Source organism: Pedobacter frigoris, assembly GCF_032678645.1.
Taxonomy (GTDB): Bacteria; Bacteroidota; Bacteroidia; order Sphingobacteriales; family Sphingobacteriaceae; genus Pedobacter; species Pedobacter frigoris_A.
In genome coordinates this window covers 18,039-37,339 of sequence record NZ_JAVTSP010000008.1, presented here as the reverse complement: position 1 = coordinate 37,339, position 19,301 = coordinate 18,039, and the positions used below count along the sequence as shown (strand labels likewise).

20 protein-coding genes and 1 tRNA gene are annotated in these 19,301 nt (G+C 39.1%); 4 read left to right on the top strand and 17 right to left on the bottom strand.

Features of this window, described 5'->3' with window-relative positions; translation table 11 throughout:
* Positions 1-186 precede the first annotated feature (186 nt).
* From R2Q78_RS19915 to R2Q78_RS19865, 11 genes are all read right to left on the bottom strand, one after another.
* Entirely contained in the window at positions 187-2,349 is a 2,163-nt protein-coding gene (locus R2Q78_RS19915; protein WP_316794313.1) for a hypothetical protein, read from the bottom strand.
* A 249-nt stretch (positions 2,350-2,598) separates the two neighbouring features.
* Complete coding sequence (locus R2Q78_RS19910; RefSeq protein ID WP_316794312.1) at positions 2,599-4,980, bottom strand: hypothetical protein; 2,382 nt, start codon at positions 4,978-4,980, stop codon at positions 2,599-2,601.
* 156 nt (positions 4,981-5,136) lie between these two features.
* Positions 5,137-7,416 (bottom strand): hypothetical protein, encoded by a 2,280-nt coding sequence (locus R2Q78_RS19905; RefSeq protein ID WP_316794311.1) that lies wholly within the window; start codon positions 7,414-7,416, stop codon positions 5,137-5,139.
* Between the two features lie 224 nt (positions 7,417-7,640).
* Positions 7,641-7,883: a hypothetical protein gene (locus R2Q78_RS19900; protein WP_316794310.1), complete on the bottom strand. Its 243-nt coding sequence runs from the start codon at positions 7,881-7,883 to the stop codon at positions 7,641-7,643.
* A 330-nt stretch (positions 7,884-8,213) separates the two neighbouring features.
* Positions 8,214-8,298, bottom strand: a tRNA-Ser gene (locus tag R2Q78_RS19895).
* 78 nt (positions 8,299-8,376) lie between these two features.
* Complete coding sequence (locus R2Q78_RS19890; protein WP_316794309.1) at positions 8,377-8,967, bottom strand: YdeI/OmpD-associated family protein; 591 nt, start codon at positions 8,965-8,967, stop codon at positions 8,377-8,379.
* 27 nt (positions 8,968-8,994) lie between these two features.
* The gene (locus R2Q78_RS19885; RefSeq protein ID WP_316794308.1) at positions 8,995-9,561 is read right to left on the bottom strand and encodes a DUF4256 domain-containing protein; all 567 of its coding nucleotides are present in this window, start codon (positions 9,559-9,561) and stop codon (positions 8,995-8,997) included.
* 11 nt (positions 9,562-9,572) lie between these two features.
* Positions 9,573-9,956 carry a DoxX family protein gene (locus R2Q78_RS19880; protein ID WP_316794307.1) on the bottom strand — a complete coding sequence of 128 codons (384 nt, stop codon included), beginning with the start codon at positions 9,954-9,956 and terminating at the stop codon, positions 9,573-9,575.
* A 6-nt stretch (positions 9,957-9,962) separates the two neighbouring features.
* A complete protein-coding gene (locus R2Q78_RS19875) occupies positions 9,963-10,427 on the bottom strand; it encodes an SRPBCC domain-containing protein (protein ID WP_316794306.1) in 465 nt (154 codons plus the stop codon).
* A 1-nt stretch (position 10,428) separates the two neighbouring features.
* On the bottom strand, positions 10,429-10,752 hold the full coding sequence (locus R2Q78_RS19870; protein WP_316794305.1) for a metalloregulator ArsR/SmtB family transcription factor: 324 nt from the start codon (positions 10,750-10,752) through the stop codon (positions 10,429-10,431).
* Positions 10,753-11,018: 266 nt separating this feature from the next.
* Positions 11,019-11,369 (bottom strand): VOC family protein, encoded by a 351-nt coding sequence (locus tag R2Q78_RS19865; RefSeq protein WP_316794304.1) that lies wholly within the window; start codon positions 11,367-11,369, stop codon positions 11,019-11,021.
* A gap of 114 nt (positions 11,370-11,483) precedes the next feature.
* On the opposite strand from R2Q78_RS19865, the gene R2Q78_RS19860 reads away from it, so the two are divergent.
* Positions 11,484-12,479, top strand: a complete 996-nt coding sequence (locus R2Q78_RS19860) for a hypothetical protein (protein WP_316794303.1) — start codon at positions 11,484-11,486, stop codon at positions 12,477-12,479.
* 228 nt (positions 12,480-12,707) lie between these two features.
* Positions 12,708-13,691, top strand: a complete 984-nt coding sequence (locus R2Q78_RS19855; RefSeq protein ID WP_316794302.1) for a pentapeptide repeat-containing protein — start codon at positions 12,708-12,710, stop codon at positions 13,689-13,691.
* Between the two features lie 4 nt (positions 13,692-13,695).
* On the opposite strand, the gene R2Q78_RS19850 is transcribed toward R2Q78_RS19855, so the two are convergent.
* From R2Q78_RS19850 to R2Q78_RS19835, 4 genes are all read right to left on the bottom strand, one after another.
* The gene (locus R2Q78_RS19850) at positions 13,696-14,073 is read right to left on the bottom strand and encodes a helix-turn-helix transcriptional regulator (protein WP_316794301.1); all 378 of its coding nucleotides are present in this window, start codon (positions 14,071-14,073) and stop codon (positions 13,696-13,698) included.
* 7 nt (positions 14,074-14,080) lie between these two features.
* The gene (locus R2Q78_RS19845) at positions 14,081-14,386 is read right to left on the bottom strand and encodes a type II toxin-antitoxin system HigB family toxin (protein ID WP_316794300.1); all 306 of its coding nucleotides are present in this window, start codon (positions 14,384-14,386) and stop codon (positions 14,081-14,083) included.
* A gap of 304 nt (positions 14,387-14,690) precedes the next feature.
* Complete coding sequence (locus tag R2Q78_RS19840) at positions 14,691-15,968, bottom strand: erythromycin esterase family protein (protein ID WP_316794299.1); 1,278 nt, start codon at positions 15,966-15,968, stop codon at positions 14,691-14,693.
* A gap of 104 nt (positions 15,969-16,072) precedes the next feature.
* On the bottom strand, positions 16,073-16,267 hold the full coding sequence (locus R2Q78_RS19835; RefSeq protein ID WP_316794298.1) for a hypothetical protein: 195 nt from the start codon (positions 16,265-16,267) through the stop codon (positions 16,073-16,075).
* A gap of 145 nt (positions 16,268-16,412) precedes the next feature.
* Between R2Q78_RS19835 and R2Q78_RS19830 the strand changes: the two genes are divergently transcribed.
* Complete coding sequence (locus R2Q78_RS19830) at positions 16,413-17,657, top strand: glycoside hydrolase family 27 protein (RefSeq protein WP_316794297.1); 1,245 nt, start codon at positions 16,413-16,415, stop codon at positions 17,655-17,657.
* A 10-nt stretch (positions 17,658-17,667) separates the two neighbouring features.
* Here the strand turns inward: R2Q78_RS19830 and R2Q78_RS19825 are convergent, their stop codons facing one another.
* Entirely contained in the window at positions 17,668-17,973 is a 306-nt protein-coding gene (locus R2Q78_RS19825) for a helix-turn-helix transcriptional regulator (RefSeq protein ID WP_316794296.1), read from the bottom strand.
* A complete protein-coding gene (locus R2Q78_RS19820; RefSeq protein WP_316794295.1) occupies positions 17,954-18,304 on the bottom strand; it encodes a type II toxin-antitoxin system RelE/ParE family toxin in 351 nt (116 codons plus the stop codon). The genes R2Q78_RS19825 and R2Q78_RS19820 overlap by 20 nt, the downstream gene beginning before the upstream one ends.
* A 319-nt stretch (positions 18,305-18,623) precedes the next feature.
* Between R2Q78_RS19820 and R2Q78_RS19815 the strand changes: the two genes are divergently transcribed.
* Positions 18,624-19,193 (top strand): RNA polymerase sigma-70 factor, encoded by a 570-nt coding sequence (locus R2Q78_RS19815; RefSeq protein WP_316794294.1) that lies wholly within the window; start codon positions 18,624-18,626, stop codon positions 19,191-19,193.
* Positions 19,194-19,301: the final 108 nt, after the last annotated feature.

The window sequence follows — 19,301 nt, the reverse complement described above, 5'->3', positions numbered from 1 at the left end:
GAATGGGTCAACCCGTTAGAACATTTGAAAGAACTTTTGAGAATTATACGAAATATTTATAAAAACAAAAACAAGGAAATTGAATAAATGAAGGCATAAAATGCTCTGGTAGAGATCGGATCAAATGTTTTAGTCTCTACATTTTTTGCTGCATCATCGCTTGATAGAGTGAAAAAGTGACGGACGCTACTGTTTTACAATATGTAAGCCTTTTTCATTGCTGACAATTGTATAAAAATTCCCTTTCCAGGAAACATTTTCCAACCTGCCATTAAATCCCCTTGGTGCATTTGGCGACATTAAAACAGGCTCTTCCTTTGATAGATCAGGTCGGAAGCCAAAAAACGAACGGATAATAACTTCTGTAAAAGCAGCGCCACAACCTTCATTTGCATCTTGCCCACCTCTGTTGGCCACTCTGACAATTGGATCATAACCACGACTATTCGGCCCAACAAATTCGTGTGCCTGAGCCCATGATCCCTGTCTGGTAACTTCTTCAGTCGCACGAAGAAATTTAACTGCTTTATCGAATTCCCCAAAACGACACATTACATCCATAGTAATCGGGGGCCAGGCATCGTAACTTCCCATAGGTCCATGGTCTGGGCGATCTGAAGTGGCGGCAGCAGGATCTTTAAATGACATTGCACGCATCCAGGTTCTGGTTAGTAGTTCGGTTTCTACGAAATTATTCATCTCCGACTTTTGCATCGACGATAAATCATATTCTAGTGCCTGACCTATAGTTACATAATCATAACAATGACGAATCGGAACTTTGTTTCCGGTAGAATCAAGTGCATTCCAAACACCTTGTCCCGGTTCATACAATGACATTACCTGTGGTAGAAGAGCCTTGGCCTTAGATTGGAGTTCCTGAGCACGAGCATTTTTACCTGAGGTTTCATAATATTGCGCTGTTTTACGAAGCATATAAACATTGGCTGCATTCAAAGATGGAACACCCTGAATATAACTTGGTGAACACTCAAGTAGGTTTTGAGGCCCGCCATAGTTGGCGAGTAAGGTTTCTTTTGTTAGTGGCCGACTCTCATAAAAAGTTGCCAAATCATCAAGATGTTGAAGTATTGTCTTTCCGTTAGACAAACTGTTAAGAAAAGCCTTGTCTCCATTTACATCTATATACGCTTCAATACAACGAAATATAGACCAATCGTTAGCAGCATACCAAGGTCCTGCACCCTCACCCGAAATACAATCTACTGCATAATGTTTATGGATATCTATCGAAAACCATTTTAGCAATTGCTCTTTCATGGATTTAGGCTCCAGCATGGCCCAGGTATTTGCCCACATCTCAGTATCCCAAAAATAGACCAGTGTATTTGCCCATTGAGGTCCTGCAGTCACAAAGGATCTTTTGCTGTAAGGGAGATTTGTACGGCAGAGCAGAAGTGGGACCAATGCACCATGATAGTATACACGACGTATTTTAGGATCATCTGTAACTAATTTAGGATAATGTCCTGAAAAATGTTTGTTACCGGGCTTGAATGAAGCCTGCCAGCGATCTTCCCATTTTGATTTGGCAATACCAAATTCATTTTTAAAGTTTGAAGCCCATTTTCCAGCTGTAGCAGCTACAGTTTCGGCATTGTTCCCAATTGCATATGCCAATTCAATATTTTCACTTTTCCCTGGTTCAAGTGTAATTGTCCATTTAATATCACCGCTTGCTCCCTTAGCTTCTATTATAGTGGGCTTATGGGAGAAGGAATAAACTGAAACGGCTGAGGATAATTTGTCCGAAACGATTAATCCCTTTCCATCCTTAGTTACGGATGCTACTAAATTTGAATCATATGGCCTGCTGTTATCCCATGTGCGCCATTCCTGAGGGGAGTACAATCGGATTCGCCCAACACCTTTCATAGAGAGGTTAAATGTGCGTCTTTTCTTTGTCGGATTAGTAATGCTCAGGCGAATAAATATCCCTTGTTGCTCAAAGGGCATTCGTATTGTGGATTCCAAGCTAACTCCGTCCACACTTGATTTTCTACGAACTTGATATGGATGCCACATTGATTGCGTAGCATTCAGAGGCTTACCGTCTAGCAATAATTCAGCAGATAAACCACCTTGAGCATATGGAGCGAATGTTAAGTGCTGAAAACCTGTTAGATTTTTTGAAGTTTTAGCACCCCCAACAAAATTCATAACGGAAGGATAGTTCAACATTGTGTTGACATCTATCCAGTCTGAAGACAATTCGTCCAGTGAGGGCACGTTCGATTCTTTTGAAGTTTGTAATTTATTTTTTGCTTCACTTTGACCAAATGCAGTAAGGCTAAATAAGAGTAATAAAATTAAGGTGATTCTTTTCATTTGTGCAAACTTTATATTTTGTTGTGAATAATAATTTTAGATATAATCGTTTTTCGGCAAGTGATGTAAATTCACGATGATTCGATCCACTTGGATAGATTTTTACAATCAGATTCGATATACATTCTACCAATACTTTTACTTTAAAAAACTTTTATTTTTTGATTACCGGTTTCGTAATTCCAAAAGATCCAGAATAAGGATTGCTTGCGTTACCTTCATTTATAAATAGCTTATCATTCAGTTTTCTTAATTGATTATTATCTTAGAATTTTCAATTCTAACCACTTTAACTTCACCAATACCTAGTGCAATTTTAGGCCAGTTTAAAAATGAGGTGTACCCAAGAGGCTCTTTGGCTTGTTGAGTTGTTTCAGCAAAAATGGCCACATTAGCCTCGTAAGCTGTTGGATTTTTAATCTTTAAGGTTACTCCATTATTATCCCGCTTTACTATCTCAGATTCCACCTGGTCAAACACAAAAAAATTATTACCGTCAGCTTGTAAATAAATACCAGGAAGTTCCATTGCCATAAGGATACCATTCAATTCGTTCCAACCTGTAATGTGATTTCCCCTATTCCCTACACTTCCTGGCTCTGCATCACAATAGGTCAGACGTTCATTTGTATACCCCCCGGTACGTATACTTTCCCCATGAGCACCAATAATATCTCGAAGGAGTTCAGCATAGCGAACTTCTCCGGTAGCACGATAGATCTTGAACAAAACGTCACATGAAGAAGTACATTCCCCAGGCGCACCATGCTTGTTTTGAGTACTGGCCCAAATAATACCTGTGAGCTTTGCTCCATTTTTCTTCAATTCTGTATGATCAGGAAGTTCATAGTCAAAGGAAGTGGTCCAGCTCGAAAAAAGATGGCATAGCTGACGTGACTTTTCTAACCATTGAGCATCACGGGTAACCTCATAAAGTGCCATTAAAGATTGGGCAAAAGCATAAGCAGAGTCGGCATCAGCATTTTGTAAAGTATCAGCACTATGCGCGGTAGTTTGACCGGTTTTTACAAAATCTCGTTGATAATAAAAATTAGCCGCTTTAATAGCAGTCTTAAGGTATTCTGGTTTATCATAATACAAAGCTGCCAATGCCAATCCACCAGGTGCCTGAGCACCACTGGTAGTATTATACACGGCAACTTTTCCATTAATAACATTTAAGAAATTTCCCCATTCACCATTCTCCTTCCATGTTTTAACAAAAGCATCTGCTAATCGCTGAATATGGTGTTCCCACTCCGGCTTAATCTGATTGGCTTTCCCCTGAGCTTTAAGCAGCTTAAATTGCTTGATCATCCAGAATAGCACATCGGCATTTTTCCTAGTCAAAACAATTTCCGGAAACTCATCATACCCTTCTCGTCCAAACGTCTTTCCATCATGATTAAGCGCTCCATAAAAATATCCGGCATCTCCTTGCCCTCTGGGAATAGCAAAATCAAAAGTCTTTGTTACACGTTCCAAATGCATGCCATCTCCAAGAGCGATCATCGGAAAAGTATTCATCAATCCTCCAATCCAGCCGAACGAAATCCAGTCGGCATTTTCAGGTTTGTAAAATTGAAATTCCTTACCCTGAAACCAACGACTATCTATACGCTGCGTCATCCAGGTAATCACTTGACTAAATGGAATCAGTTTCCGCGGATTATTGGGGCCAGTGACAGATTTCCGGACCTCCATGAATTTCTCTAACAAATCGGGAATACTTAATGCTTCAAAGGAATACAAACGTAAATGAAGGTTAATCTGATCACCTGCTTCGAAATTAGCTCCTCGATCTGTACTTTCTGCAAAGCCTACAAAAAGTGGCTTTTTCTCTCTTACCCCAGGTGCACTGATCACTAAACTTGCCTTTTGGCGATCCTCACTCTCTTCGACTATAAATCCGTTATCACCAGATTGTGTATTTTGATGAGTCAAGACTATAAAACCTCGCTTTTTCTCTTTACTAAAAAAACACATCGCTGGTGTTGCCATATTACAGGTATTTACTTCAAGTCTCGAAACAGCTCCTTTAATTGGTGAAAGCTGAGGAATCGGAACCGACATTAAGGGGATGTTCTGCTGATAAAGATATTTCCTATCCAGCCCTTCAGCATAACCACGATTGGTGATTTCCATACGATTGCCGTTATACACGGATGCAGGTAGCATCACATAGTTATCAGTGCTCCATTTATTAAAATCAAAAGCAACGGCAATACCAGAATCCCTTACCTTTCCAGTTTTTAGGCTAACCTGAACATTCAGGTCAATTCCAGTCGGATCAGATTTAACAGCACTTACCTCTAATTTGCTTTGCCACTGATTTCCATTTATTTGTAATCCTTCAGAATTAAACTCGCTGGCTTTTTCCAATTGCGCACCATCATACTTACAGTACAGCAGTCTAATCTGGCCATGAATAGATTTTAAAAAATCATCTACTTCAGGCATTATAGGTTCTAAGACCTTCTTATCTGAAATCCATTTATTTTTAAGTTCTCGCTCTGTACTTTCTCTTTTAAATTCTGAAAATGCATCAAAAGGTAAGCTGATCGAGCCCAAAGCAGCTACGCCTGCAAGTTGCGTAAGAAAACTTCTACGGTTGGTTTTTTCAGGTGTCATTATTTATTATACTAAATTTCTATTTTTTGTCTTGAGCAACTATTTTCACAAGATTTACTTTCGGTAGGTTAACCAGGTGTTTTTAGGAATTCTATTTAGGTAACTACCGAGAGTAAATCATATTTGTCTATTCTTTATCTGAGGCTTAGATGATTACTAATACCCGACAGCTCTTTTTAACTTCACAAACATTTTTTTGTTCGCGCCATCTCTACTTGTCTTGTATAAGTTCCAATTATTTGCATCCACACTTTCCAAATGAAATGACTGCCCGGGATCTGACAGCTGATTTTTCACCCATCTTGGAAATGCATTGGCAGCCCTTGCATCTTCCCATGTTCTTATTACTTTAAAAATCGCGTCTTTCTGAGGACAACTTTCTACATCTTTCTGGTTTAGTAGCAAACTGTATGTTGTACCAACTCCTACAGAGATTGCCTGTATGTGCTCATATTGTTCAACTGTTGAAGTGGCTTTAATTGGAAAATTACCTCCCATTCCCACAGGGAAATAATTTGAATACGTTACATCACGAAGATCTTTACCCTGACTGGTTGTACTTCCCCACTCTCTGGTATCGGCATCATACATATTCTTTCCTCCACCAACGTTCCAAATGCTTTGATAATGCCATGAGCCCTCAGATAGAGTTGCTCCTGTAAAACGAATGGGCGGAAGACCATGTTTGTCAGCTGCTTCAAACATTTTTCTAAAAAAACGTTTTACATTATAATAACCATGTCCGTTAAGGAACAAAAACTCCATCCCGTCAAAGTCATAATATCCTAAACCATTGATTTTAGCCACATCTGCGTAGTATTCAGAAATTTTATCCTGCAAGGCCAAATTTGGAATAATTCCATCATATCCGAAAATAACTGTCACCTGCGGTTTGTAAATGGTATCTTGGGCATTATGATTTGAAGGTATAGTTTTCCAATATCCTCTTTTTACATTCAAAAGCCGGTATGGTGCTTTATCAGAAACTCCCAAATAATGAATCAATTCTTTTCCAATTTTAACCATATTCAAACTTTTGAAATGTCCTTCAATACCGGCAATCTCTTCTAAATTTTTAGGATCATTAACCTCAATAATGGTATCTGTTGCCGAAATCGCTTTTGCTAAAAGTCGTTTTTGCTGATAACACAAACTGTCACTCGGAATTGGACTGACATCTTTGGTGCCAGGTGCCAAAGAATTAGTGATTGGAGTCCTTCCTATTGTAATTCCGTATTTTGCAGCCATCTCGGCAAACTCTTTGTGCGATTTATTTCCGGATGTCAGCTTTATAGGCTTTTTTTCAAAATTCAGTCCATCGATATAGCCTTTGTTGCCACGATCTGGCCGTAAAAACGGTTGGTCATACAAACTGATCGCCTTAAAACCCAACCTTGCAGTGTAAGCTATTATACTGTCACATAAATTCCCGATGGTCACGGCGTCAGGCACAAAAGCGGCGGGATCTTTCACCCATTTCCCATTAATTGTTGGATAAGGCAAGCCTTCTGCTTTCACAATATCCTGAATAACATTCATCAATGCGGTGTCGTCTGGACTTCCCCATAAAGCAATCGAAGAACCTATATAATCTACTCCAGGTAATGGCTCTACATCAAAATGGTTTGGACTATCCCCTGGCAAGCCTGGTCCTAATGAATAATACAATTCTCTCTTGAATGTTCTATCCCTTGAATGGTAGTTTATTGATATTTGTCCTTTATTGTCATTTGTGGCTGCATTACCATACAATATTCTGTAATAGGGCTCTTTGTGAAAATAAAAAGCAACATCACTTATTCCATCACCTCCCCAAGGAGAAAACTCTCCTTCATGCAAATTACTTGGCAGAGGGTAACGCTTGGCATCTGGTGTATGAATAACATAATGCCCAGGGAATACATCACCTAAGGTTTCTGAAGTACCTCCAATAGTATTGTCATTTAAAGCAAGCATCCCTATAGAATAATTAACAACAGCAGTGGTGTCACGAGCGACCCCTATGATTTCTCCCATCAAATTTGTGATATTGGTATGATAGCTCCCCCATTGAACATCCTCAATCCCTTCACGTTTTGTGAGCGATTTAAGTGTCAATTTGAAATATTTCTTTTTAGATTCCAAAGAGATTTTAGCCAATGATCCGTTAGGATAATTTAGCGTTATTAATTTACCAGCCTTGTCATAACTAGCCTTGGTAGGCAAATAATATGTTTTTTTCTTACCATCATAAAGACTCATCAGCGGCGATGGCTTATCAGTGGGGCTAAATTCCCTGTTTGGACTTACCGTTGTATTTTTCATACTGGTGATGAAACCCTTGCTGCTGATCTGGATTTTAAAGTAATCGGTGCTGAAATTGTATTGTGCAAAGACCGATGCTGGAATTGCCGTAACAAAAAAGGCGATTACGATTTTAATGAAGTTTAATTTCATAATGGATTGGCTTTTCAGTTGTGTGTTTTTATCTGAAGTTTATTCCTCATTTATGAGAGGGATACTAGTACTAAGTTATCCACTCAAGACGATCTATAAAACTACTATTTTGACTAAAGTTGATTGAATATTTGCTCAACATATAAAATCATGGCGGAAGAATTCCGGCCATGATTGGGGACACTAACCTCCATTTTTAAAATGGATTAACGGTTGTAAAAAAACTATTGTAATGGATCGAAAGAACCGCCCCATTCTTTATTGTGCGGCACAATAAAGAATGGCAGTATAGTAAAATTCATGTAGCTATCCGGGTAGTAATACTGCCTGGTCATGATTTGTTTCTTATTCCTGAAATACCAAATTAACTTATAGTTTTCAAATAGACCAAAACCTGCAGTATCTGCAGCTTTAGCCGCATTGTACGCATTTGTCCATCTGTTCTGATCGTTTGTCGGGTTAAACAAGGTTTACACAGAAGCCCACCACTGGGACAGAAGCATGCGATGATTAGAGAGGTGTTCAAAGATACTCTCACATATAAAAATGGGATGTTTAGAACACCTTCGATTAATCCAGATTTAAAATGTAACTTGTTGTTGTTGAAGTAAATATGGTTGCTAGATATCGAGCAACCCTATGAGTTTGAGAAATCATTCTCCTATTGCGGAGAGCGAGGGATTACCTGCGCTGTGCTCCGGTGATCCCTTTCCCGATTTTGCATTTTAAGGCTGCGCCTAAATGAAAAGTCCGGAAAACAAAAAACCCGACTATCGTCGGGCTTTAGTTTTTTTGAGCGGAGAGCGAGGGATTCGAACCCCCGGACCTATGACAGTCAACAGTTTTCAAGACTGCCGCATTCGACCACTCTGCCAGCTCTCCGCCGCGAAAATACGAATCTAAACTGATTCTACAAACTTAGATTTGTTTATTTATTACTTATGATTGAAATAATGTGCGTTAAAGATCATTTAATCCTTTTCCATTTAGAATCCGGGGCATACATTTTTCAACTCTTGATTCCCTTGTTATTGATTGTTTGGGTGCAGAAAAATGCAACAGGTAGGCCCTTTGTCTTCCTGGGGTCAATGCTTCGAAAGCAGTTTTTAACGCAGGGATCTGATCCAGTTTATTTTGAAACTCTGCAGCCATTGCGAATTCTTCAGGCTTTTTAAACTCTACTTTCAAGCCCGCCTTTTCAACTTTAATGGCTTCAAGAATATAGGTTTTTAGGGTAGGGGCCATGTCAAATATTTCCCTGACGTTGGTGAAGCGGATCTGACGTGCCGATTGTACATTCTTCGTTTGCTGGATCAGAATACCGTTGGGGTCATTTAATAAGGCACCTTTGAAAAATAAAAAGGCGCAGTATTCTTTAAAATCGTGGATTAAAACAATGTTACTATCCTGGCGGGTGTAGCAAGGAACGCCCCATTTTAATTCTTCGGTAAGTCCGCAGTCAAGAGCAATAGTTCTCAGCTGCTCCAGTTCCTGCTGCCATTTTTTAGCTTGATTGAAATAAAAATCAACCATAGGATTCATATTGCTCATGGTCATGGTATTTTGTTTCACAAAATTTTAAACCCTTAGTGAACCACGGAAAGCCCTGGCCGCGTAATAAGATTCCGCACCATTGTGATAGGTAAAGACAGTTCCATAGCGAAAATCGCAAAAGAGGGCCCCGCCCAGCTTTCTGATGTCAGCAGGTGTTTTTATCCAGCTGGAGGTTTTCGTATCGAACTTTCCAAATTGCTGAAGCTCCCTGTACTGTTCTTCCGTTAAAATTTCAATGCCCATTTCGGCAGCTGCATCAGTAGCGCTATTTGCCGGCTTATGTTCTTTTCTTGATTCCAGGGCAGCGCCATCATAGCAAAGACTTCTGCGGCCTTTGGGACTTTCTGCCGAACAATCATAAAAAATATATTCGTCCGTCTTTTGATCATAACCTACCACATCAGGTTCGCCTCCGCTGATTTCCATGTCATCAAGAGACCAAAGCTTTCCTTCATTGGCTTCCAGTTTTTGCTGCACTTTAGCCCATTCAAGACCTTTGTGCCGGTTCATGTTTTTTTCAAAACGCGCTTTCAGTACGTTGAGTAATTCCTCACGTTGTTCTGAAGACAATATCTTTTTATTAGGTTTCATACGTTTATACTTTATAGGCCAGCTGAATTGATTTTTCGCTCTGCCGGTCTGATATACCAAGATACAAAAGTCAGGACAAGCAATAAAGCAGGCCCAAAAAATTCTTTGGCGCCATCACCAACTGCCAGGTGCGAAAATAAGGCTCCGGACATGGCAAAGAAAAAGCCGGCATATGTCCATTCCTTTAGTAAGGGAAATTTAGGGACAAGTATCGCTACAACTCCCAATACCTTCCATACCCCGATTATGGTCAGGAAATAGACCGGATAACCTAATTTTGTGATCATATCCACTTCCTCTTTCAATTTTAACAATTGTACGATTCCCGTCGACAGCATTCCTAATGCCAGCCATACAGTAGCAACCCAATAGATGATTTTTTGTGTCTTTGTCATGGTATGTTATTTTAATTTGCTTACAATTTCTTCCAGTCGCTGATGTGCCATATTGATGCCCTGTGCAAAAGGCAATTGCAGCATCTGATCTCTGAGTTCGACTGATTTATAGACCATTTGCATGCTGAGTTTGCTGGTGTGCTCTGTCAGTTTTTCAAATTCCAGGTATTCAATCCAGACCGCAAAAGGAGTGTTCTCCATTTCAAAAGTCCTAGTGATTTTCTCATTGGTCACAAACTCATGGATTACCCCGTTGAACCCATGCTTGTTTCCTTTGGGATCAGTTGTTTCGAACTGGTAACTGCCGTGCCTTTTATTTTCAAGTTTCAGTACTTTGGTTCCCATCCACTGCTCAACAATTTCAGGTGTTACATAGGCTTTAAAAAGTAATTCCAGCGGCAATTCGAATTCCCGGGTAATCACCAGTTCCTGTTTGCCGTCTTCGGCATTGATTTTAGTTTTCTGTTCCATGTTATTTATTTGGCAGGTAGTTTTTCATGATGTCTTCCAGTTTATTAAAACGCTCATCCCACATCTGGCGGAATGGTTCGATAAAGTCAGCCACTTCTTTCATTTTTTTTGCATTAATATGATAGTAAATTTCCCTTCCGTTTTGCTCTTGTTTGAGCAATTCACATTCTGTCAGGATCTGCAGGTGCTTAGAGACTGTTGGTCTTGCTGTGTCGAAATTTGATGCAATGACCCCCGCAGTCATAGACTGAGCAGCCACCAGCATCAGGATGGCCCTCCTTGTTGGGTCTGCTATGGCTTGAAATACATCTCGTCTTAAATTCATTATGTAGTTATTTGACTACTAATATAAATGTAGTTATTTAACTACGCAAATATTTCTGAAAATAATTAGGAAGTGTTAAGAGCTATTCAGGACGATGCCAGGTAAATTCAGGACTGAGGTGAAAATATAGCAACTATTGGACTGAAAGCACACAGATTCGTAACTGATAGGGGATAGCTTCGGAAAACGGGTACCCATTTGCGAAGCAGACCCGAAGCTGCCCTTGATCTGTTACGAAGCTGGTAGGTCGTTATCCAAAGGTTAGTTTAAACGTGACACAGAATATTGATAAGCTTCCCGAAAGGATCACGGGTATAAAATCTTTTGACTCCCCAGGGCTCAACAACGGGGCCGTATTCAATAACAAATCCTGCCTCTTTTGTGCGGTTTAAAGTCTCTTCGAAATCATCAACTTCAATTGAAAGATCTGGCACTGGTGTTCCTGATCCGCCTTCTGAAGCAAAGCTGATTTGGACATTCATTTTTTGATCTTCAGCTCCATAGGTGGTAATCCAGCCATGATCCATTAAAAGTTCAAGCCCTAATACATCTTTATAAAAAGCTTCGGCTTTAGCAGTGTTTTCTGTATGAATATTAGCGACAATTCTTTTAACCATGGTATAGAAAAACAAATCTAATCCCTTTTAGCAAGAAAAATTAAAATTTTATTTTCTATTGTAGTTGGCTTTTATAAAATATCTGAATGAATTTAGCTGACATGAAAATATAAGATGTTAGAATTTACGATTTTAAATGAGCCGGGCGTGCCTTATGGGCCTGAAAAAACTGGTAGGCCTACAGCACCAAGCCGGCCACAGAAAGATGACCTGTTATGGAAAGGAATTCTTGAAGATGTATTTGAGGATTTCCTTCAATACTTTGTTCCTGAAGCTGAAAAGGAATTTGACCTGAAGAGAGGTTTCGAATTTCTCAGTCAGGAACTCGAACAGCTTTTTCCTCCTGAAGATGATCAGTATCATCCAAAAAGGATAGATAAGTTGATCAAGGTATTTAAGAAGGATGGTGCGGAAGTATCTATACTGGTACATATTGAGATTCAGGGCAAATATGAAAAGGATTTTAGCTTAAGAATGTACACGTATTATTCCCGGATTTTCGACAAGTACCGAAAACCGATTACTGCTTTTGCGATATTAACAGAACCTACGTATGTAAAAAGGAGCAACAGCTTTAATATTTCAGCCTATGGTACTAATCTGAATTATACTTTTAATGTATATAAGATTGCAGATCAGAATCCTATGGAGTTGTACAAGAGTAAGAATGCTTTCGCAATGGTGGTGTTAATAGCGCAATCGGCACTGTACGGGAAGCTTCTAAGCGAAAACAACAGAGACGAGTTTTTACTGGATCTAAAGATGAAACTGGCTAAAGAGCTGTTGTCCATAGATATGCCCAAAGAAAAGATCCGTGTGCTGATGGATTTTCTTAAATACTATGTGCGTTTCAATGCTGAAGAAAATAATATTATATTTGAACAAGAACTACAAAAATTAACAGGAAGGAGTACCACTATGGGAATCGAAGAATTGTTACTGGACCGTGCGAAGCACGAAGGGAAAGTTGAAGGTAAGTTGGAAGGTAAATTGGAAGGGAAGCTAGAAGAGCAAAGAGAAATTGCTCGTGAAATGAAGCGGGATCAATTTCCCATTGCTACCATTGCGAAGCTTACTAAGCTTTCTGTAGATGAAGTAGAGCGGTTATAAGCAAATACATAATAATTATTTACAAGCTGGTCATGATAACGACCGGCTTTTTTTGGGTGACGACCACATTTGAATGGAATACAAAACCCCTTCTAATTCCTTAAGTTGAGAGAGTAGTTGCGCATACAACTATAAGTAGCGCAATTACAACCAACAGTAGTTGTATTTTTACTGAACATGGAGGTGAATCTGAATATCTTTGCCCTGTAGAAACAAAGAAATACAACTATGTTAAATACCAGGATGATTGGCAATAAGATTGCTGAAGCAAGGAAGAAGCTAAATATTTCTCAGGCCCAGCTTGCTGAACGTCTGTTTATCAGCCCTCAGGCTGTAGGGAAATGGGAGCGGGGAGAATCTATGCCCGATATCATTACTTTTACCCGTTTGTCTGAAATTTTCGGTGTAGATCTCAATTATTTTTCAGCGGAACATCTTATTCAGGAAGCTGTTGTACAGGGATCCGGAAAGCGGGACAAAAAACTTAGCTGGGATATGTCGTACGGCAACTGGGTAGATGCTGACTTTTCCGGTTTGAAAAATCTGCATGAGAAATTCAGTTCCTCCAACATGCAGCGCTGCAAGTTTATTGGTTCAGATTTATCAGGACTTCTTCTCAAAAGCAATAATCTTGATAGCTGTGATTTCTCCGGTTCCGACATCAGTGGTAGTCATGTTCAAAGTTCCCATTTAGACAACAACCTGTTTAAAGACAGTTCATTTAAAACAGCTAAATTTTTGAAGAGCTATATCAAATCCTGTGACTTTTCCGGTTCTGATATGAGCAGCACCGAGATTCAGCGTTCGCACTTGAGTGGTAGCCTATTTAAGAGCAGTTCGCTAAAAGATGCTGAGTTTTTAAAGAGCCACATCGAAGGCTGCGATTTCTCAGGTGCCGACTTTACCGGTATGACGTTTAAATCCGGAGGGTTCGAGAATAGTAAAATTGCAGGTGCAATATGGAACAACAGCTCTTTTATCGATACACAGATTACTGATATGGTCTTTGAAGGTACATTGGAGGACTGCTATTTTGAAGACTGTGTGTTTAACTGGGTGAAATTCCAGAATGTAAGACTCACGAATACTTTCTTTAAAAATAATAGGTTTAAACGGATCCGGTTTGTCGACTGCGTGGCGGACAGGATCACGTACGAATTCCTGAAGACGACGAAAGCAGATCTGACCGGGCTTAGTTTGGTAAGTATTTAGAGTATTAAATATGCTCTAATATAAATTTAGGATCAACTTTAAGTTTATAGTAAATGGCTTTTATAAACGCCACATCTGGTTTGCGCTTACCGGTTAATATTTGAGAAAGTTTGGGTTTACCTATACCCAATTCATCAGCAAGTTTTGCTTGTGAAATTCTTTTTTCAAACATGAATAATTCCAATACTTCAGGTATGGAATCAGGCTGCTTGACAGGTTTCAAACCGAGAACCTTATCTTCAAATTTCTCTGTGGCTACCGTTAACTCACGTAGTCTCTCTATTTCTGATCCACTCAGATTTGCTTCTCCTTTATTCATTAGATCATAGATCACAACCATTGTTTCATGGTAGTGTTTTTCCGAAGTAATTTGAAATTCCATTTTATGTTTATTTTTTAAATGATACTTGAGCAGCATCAATTGTGTCGTATGTTTTGTGTGTCCCAATAAATAGAATGAATACTGTTCTTATTTTAAAAATAATAAGGGCAATTAGCCGATAAGAATTGCCTTTAATATTAAATACGTATCTATCGTTTCCAACAGCATCAACACTATTAAAAGTGAGCCTCATTTCGTTAAAGTTTTTCCATTCCGCATTTTTAACTATTTCGTACCAATCCTCTAAAGGTTTTTCCGAATCAATATTGGCTTTGGTAAAAGTATTTATTATAGTTTTTGAAATGATGACCATACAAATATAGCGTTTTATTTTTTATAATAAAATTTCATTATTTAAAATAATTGGACTCAAAACAGAGGAATAAGTCGACGTAAATGTAGTTAAACAAATAATAAATAACTAATATGAAATATTTTGTATTTTTTAGCAATAATCTGGATAAGTTTTCAGTTATTTAATTTGAATAGCATTATTGTGGGAATATATTGTTCGGTAGTTTTGGGGTGTCATTTTTCTAACCCAATATTACACTTTTTAGCATAGACGATATTACACTTAACTAATTCATACTAGGTGTTATACAAGAGATGACGCGTTAAAAAGCTATTCCCCTAGCATTCGTAGTTTGCTCGAAAAACACAATACCATCATATGCGCTGTCGACTCTGACTGGAAGCAAAATATCCTGTTCAGCACGTACCACCTGGGCTCCGAGTGCTCTGGTCAACAGTGGCTTTGAAAAATAAGTCTTCAGCGTTTTATCTTCAATTCCACGGCCAGTAGGCAGAAAGAAATTTGAATATTTTAATTGCTTAAGTACAAACTCAAACTGGCTGATGTTTTGAATAGCCGGTAGTTGTGCTTTATGAAAGGGGATACCGTTACGGGAATCCCACAATCTGGCGTAACCCTCTCCAACTGCAAACCCCAAGGCGTAATACCGGTCTTTTAGCTTGCTGCGTAGATGCATCCCTGTTGGCTTATAACTCCGCCATTTGTCTGCGCAAATGTGCCCGTTGTGTCCCCATATTGCCAGTGTCTGCTTATCGTTTATTTTATTTAAAAGCCATAATACATTTTCAGCCATATGCGCATCACGCTGAGTGTTCAATTGGATGTCATCGAGATTGATCATGCGCAGGGATTGAACAAGCAGGTGTACATAATGAGAATAGATCTCCAGCGAATCCGGGTTGAGTTTATCCTGAACAATAGTCCCCAGCTTGTCTGCAATACCAAGGAGATACTTTTTCCTTGTCTGTCCAAAATTTCTGCGCTCAGGCATTGACCTGATGTCAGCCAGATCTTTTTTGAGCCCCTGATCCAGGTGAGGGGATAGCGACTTGCTTTGCAGTATTTTGGAGGCGATGTGATATGGCATATTCGCATCCATGCCAGCAATGGTTACCTTATCTTCAGCGGGCTGCTTTAAATTAAATGCTTTAATCCATTGAATCAAATCTGCCACCTCCTGTGTTTTGTAGATATCAAACAGTCCATAATTACTCATGGCTTTTTCTAAAGTCAGGCCGTTCTTATTCGAAACATAGTCGTTGATGCTTTCCATGCCCACCATGTCCGATTCAAATACAAGCACCCTCAGTTCCTGATGTTCGATCAGGTATTTGATGAGCTTGGCCTTATACAGATAAAATTCTCTGGTCCCATGAGTAGCCTCGCCCAGACCGATCACTTTAAACCCCGATATCTCTTTTTTTAAAATGCTAAATTCAGAGGTATCAGTACTGTCGAATGATTTCAGTTCAAAAATTCTCTGGTTCAGCGCATCCAGGAGGATTGGACCATTTTGCTGCGCATGAGCATTGACAGCACACATACCAATCAACATGGCAACTACTTTAATCACATTCATTTCAGCTCAATTATAGTAAAATAAGACGGTTATAAAGCGAAAAAGGTTGCATTGCAGAAGCAACGTGAACCATTTGTCGGGCTGGCAAGTATCTTTAAGGTGGTTTAAATGGTGATCATGCCAGCAGCGGGAGCAGGTAATTGGTAATGCTCATCCTCATATTGCTTAATCAATAACAATGCAATTTGCAGTTGTTGACCTTGTTTGCTCTCAGGAGAAGGAAGTAAATCAAATTGATTATCAATCCAATCCAGTAGATCCTGATATTGCTTTTCTGTTTTTATGATTTGTAAGTCCATATATTGGGGTTTGAATGCCATCTTTGTTGTATGCAAATTTCTTCAACTTTGTTACTAAAGTGGTAATGAAAGCATAAATTTATTTTTAGTCGTTGCTGGGAACTATTTCCCGGTAAGTTTTTTATTTTTACGAAAAAACAGCCTTATGAATGTGTCTGGGATTAATTACCGTATTCTTTTTTTCCTGATTGTAATTTGCTTTTTTTCTACCAGACAGCTGTTGGCACAGACCCGTTCTGATGCACGTCCGAAAACACCCATTATGGGCTGGTCAAGCTGGAATAATTTTAGGGTGGCCATAGATGAAGGGATTATAAAGGCACAGGCTGATGTGATGGCATCAACCGCATTAAAAGAGGCCGGTTATCAGTTTGTCAATATTGATGATGGTTTTTTTGGAGGAAGAGATGCTAATGGGGGCTTGCTGACACATCCCGGAAAATTTCCATCGGGAATGAAATCGCTGGCAGACTATATACATAAAAAGGGTCTTAAGGCCGGAATTTATTCCGATGCAGGGATAAATACCTGCGCATCTATGTGGGACAGGGATACGATTGGGGTCGGTTCCGGTTTATACGGGCATGACGAGCAGGATCTTACACTGATGCTGAAGACCTGGGGTTATGATTTTATAAAGGTAGACTGGTGCGGGGGCGAAAAGCTAAAACTCGATGAAGAATTGCGTTATACGCAGATTGCAAACCGCATAAAGACAATTAACAGCAAAGCTTTGTTCAATATTTGCAGATGGCAGTTTCCGGGTAAGTGGGCTATTGAAATTGCGGATTCCTGGCGTATATCGGGCGACATCAACAATACCTTTGCATCTATACTCCACATTATTGATAAAAATGCAGACCTCTGGAAATACAGTTCACCAGGCCATGTAAATGATATGGACATGCTGCAGGTTGGAAGAGGGATGTCTGAAGAAGAAGACCGTTCACATTTCACGATGTGGTGTATCATGAATTCTCCTTTATTGCTCGGCAATGATTTGAGGACGATGACTAAACAAACTCTGGAACTTGTAACGAACAAAGAGGTTGTTGCCCTTAATCAGGACAGACTGGGATACCAGGCGAGAAGATTACAGAAGGCAGGAGAGCTGGAGATCTGGGCGAAACCTCTAATTTCTACAATGAGCGGGCAGGTGGGGGTCGCATTGCTGAACAGATCAGACAAACCTGCAACCATTATACTTGATATAGATGCTATAGGAATCGCTTCGGGCAAAGGGTATCAGATCCGGGATTTGTGGAAACATAAGACTTATGAGTTTACAAAAGCCCAAACAGAAAGCTATGAAGTTCCGGCGCATGGCATAATTACTTTGAAAATAACAGGCAAATCAAAGCCTTTTAATGTTTTTCAATCTGAAAAATAACCTTGCGATTCTACAATCTTATTGAAAGCTCCAAATGTCCACCTAAACCGATTTCGACGATTTTCTGAAGAGTTGAAAATCGAACTTCTTTTATATTGTTTTCGATCTTGGAGATGTAGGATTTAGTAGTGCCTGTTTTTTCAGCCAATTCCTGTTGTGTAAGGCCTTTTTCTAATCTTGCCTCTAGAATTAGTGCTCCGATTTTAAAGTTCTCGTAACCCGCCTCTAGTGCTACTCGTTTTTCTGTGCCACTTTTGCCGTAATGTTTATCTTTAAACTGATCCAGATTTATCGTGTTATCTTTTTTTGCCTTCATATTCTTTTTTAATTTTAATAGCCTTCTCTATCTCTTGTTTAGGTAATTTTTGAGTTTTCTTTTGGAAACCATTCATCAAAACAATCAATTGTCCCTGATCAAAAAAGCAGAATATCCTAAAAATATCATTTGCCAATTGTACCCGAATTTCAAATAGTCCATTAGTATTCTCTAAGTGTTTTAAGTAAGTTTCGGGAACTCTTTCCAATTCTTCAATCAATTGTAAAGTCCAGATAATTTTATCTTTTACTTTATCTCGTTGTTTTAGAAAGAACTCCTCAAAATAATCTTTGTAAAAAAGGATAGTTCGTTTTTTAAGTTTGTTAGCCATGCAAATATAAATAGTAAGTTGCACTAAAGTGAAACTTTTTATGAAATTAATGTCAGTGAAATTCCTCTTATTTTATAATTGAGTGTTAGTAGGAGAGAAAATATTTTTTCAAATTTATTTTTCGTTGTAGTTGGTTTATATCAAAGAACTTATATAATCTTGCAGAAGACCTGCGAGGGTATTGCCCGAAGCAAGCTTCATTACAAAAATGAAAACCGCCGAAGGCAGCTTTAATGCCGCTGACTGCAATTGAGATTAATGAAAAACAAACACCTAATGAAAATTTTGTTAAATTAGTATAACGGGATAACCAACTATCATGGCTGCTTATAGCACATATACCGATCAGGAACTGACTGCTTTGTTGAAGTCAGACGATCATTTGGCGTTTAATGAAATATTTAAACGTTATGGATCGTTATTGATTTCTTTTGCTTACCGGAAGTTATATGATAAAGAACTGGCCCAGGATATTGTGCATGATGTTTTTACTGATTTATGGGCGAAGCGCTTGATCCAGCAGATTTCAAAAGGCTTCGAACCTTTTATCTTTACTTCGGTAAAGAACCGGATACTGGATCATTATAAGCATGAGAAAGTTTCTCAGCGGTATCTGGATAACTTTAAGGAGTACGTGACGCAAACCGAGGATGGTGCAGACCATCTGGTGCGTGAGCTTGATCTTTCTGCATTGATTGAAAAAGAGATAGCCGCATTACCTGAGAAAATGCGGGTGGTATTTGAGCTGAGCAGGAATACCGATATGAGCAGGAAGGAAATTGCCGAGCATCTGGGGATACCCGAAGAGACCGTAAAAACCAATATGCACCGGGCATTGAAGATATTGAAAGGCCGTCTGGGAGATTCGCTGGTTTTGATATTTTTTTAGAAAGTTATTTATAGTTTGTAAGTTATAATTGATGATTTTAAATATTGGCAAACCGTCGATAATAGGAGTTCATTTGCTTTCGATCAAACAAATGGTGGTTCCCGTTGT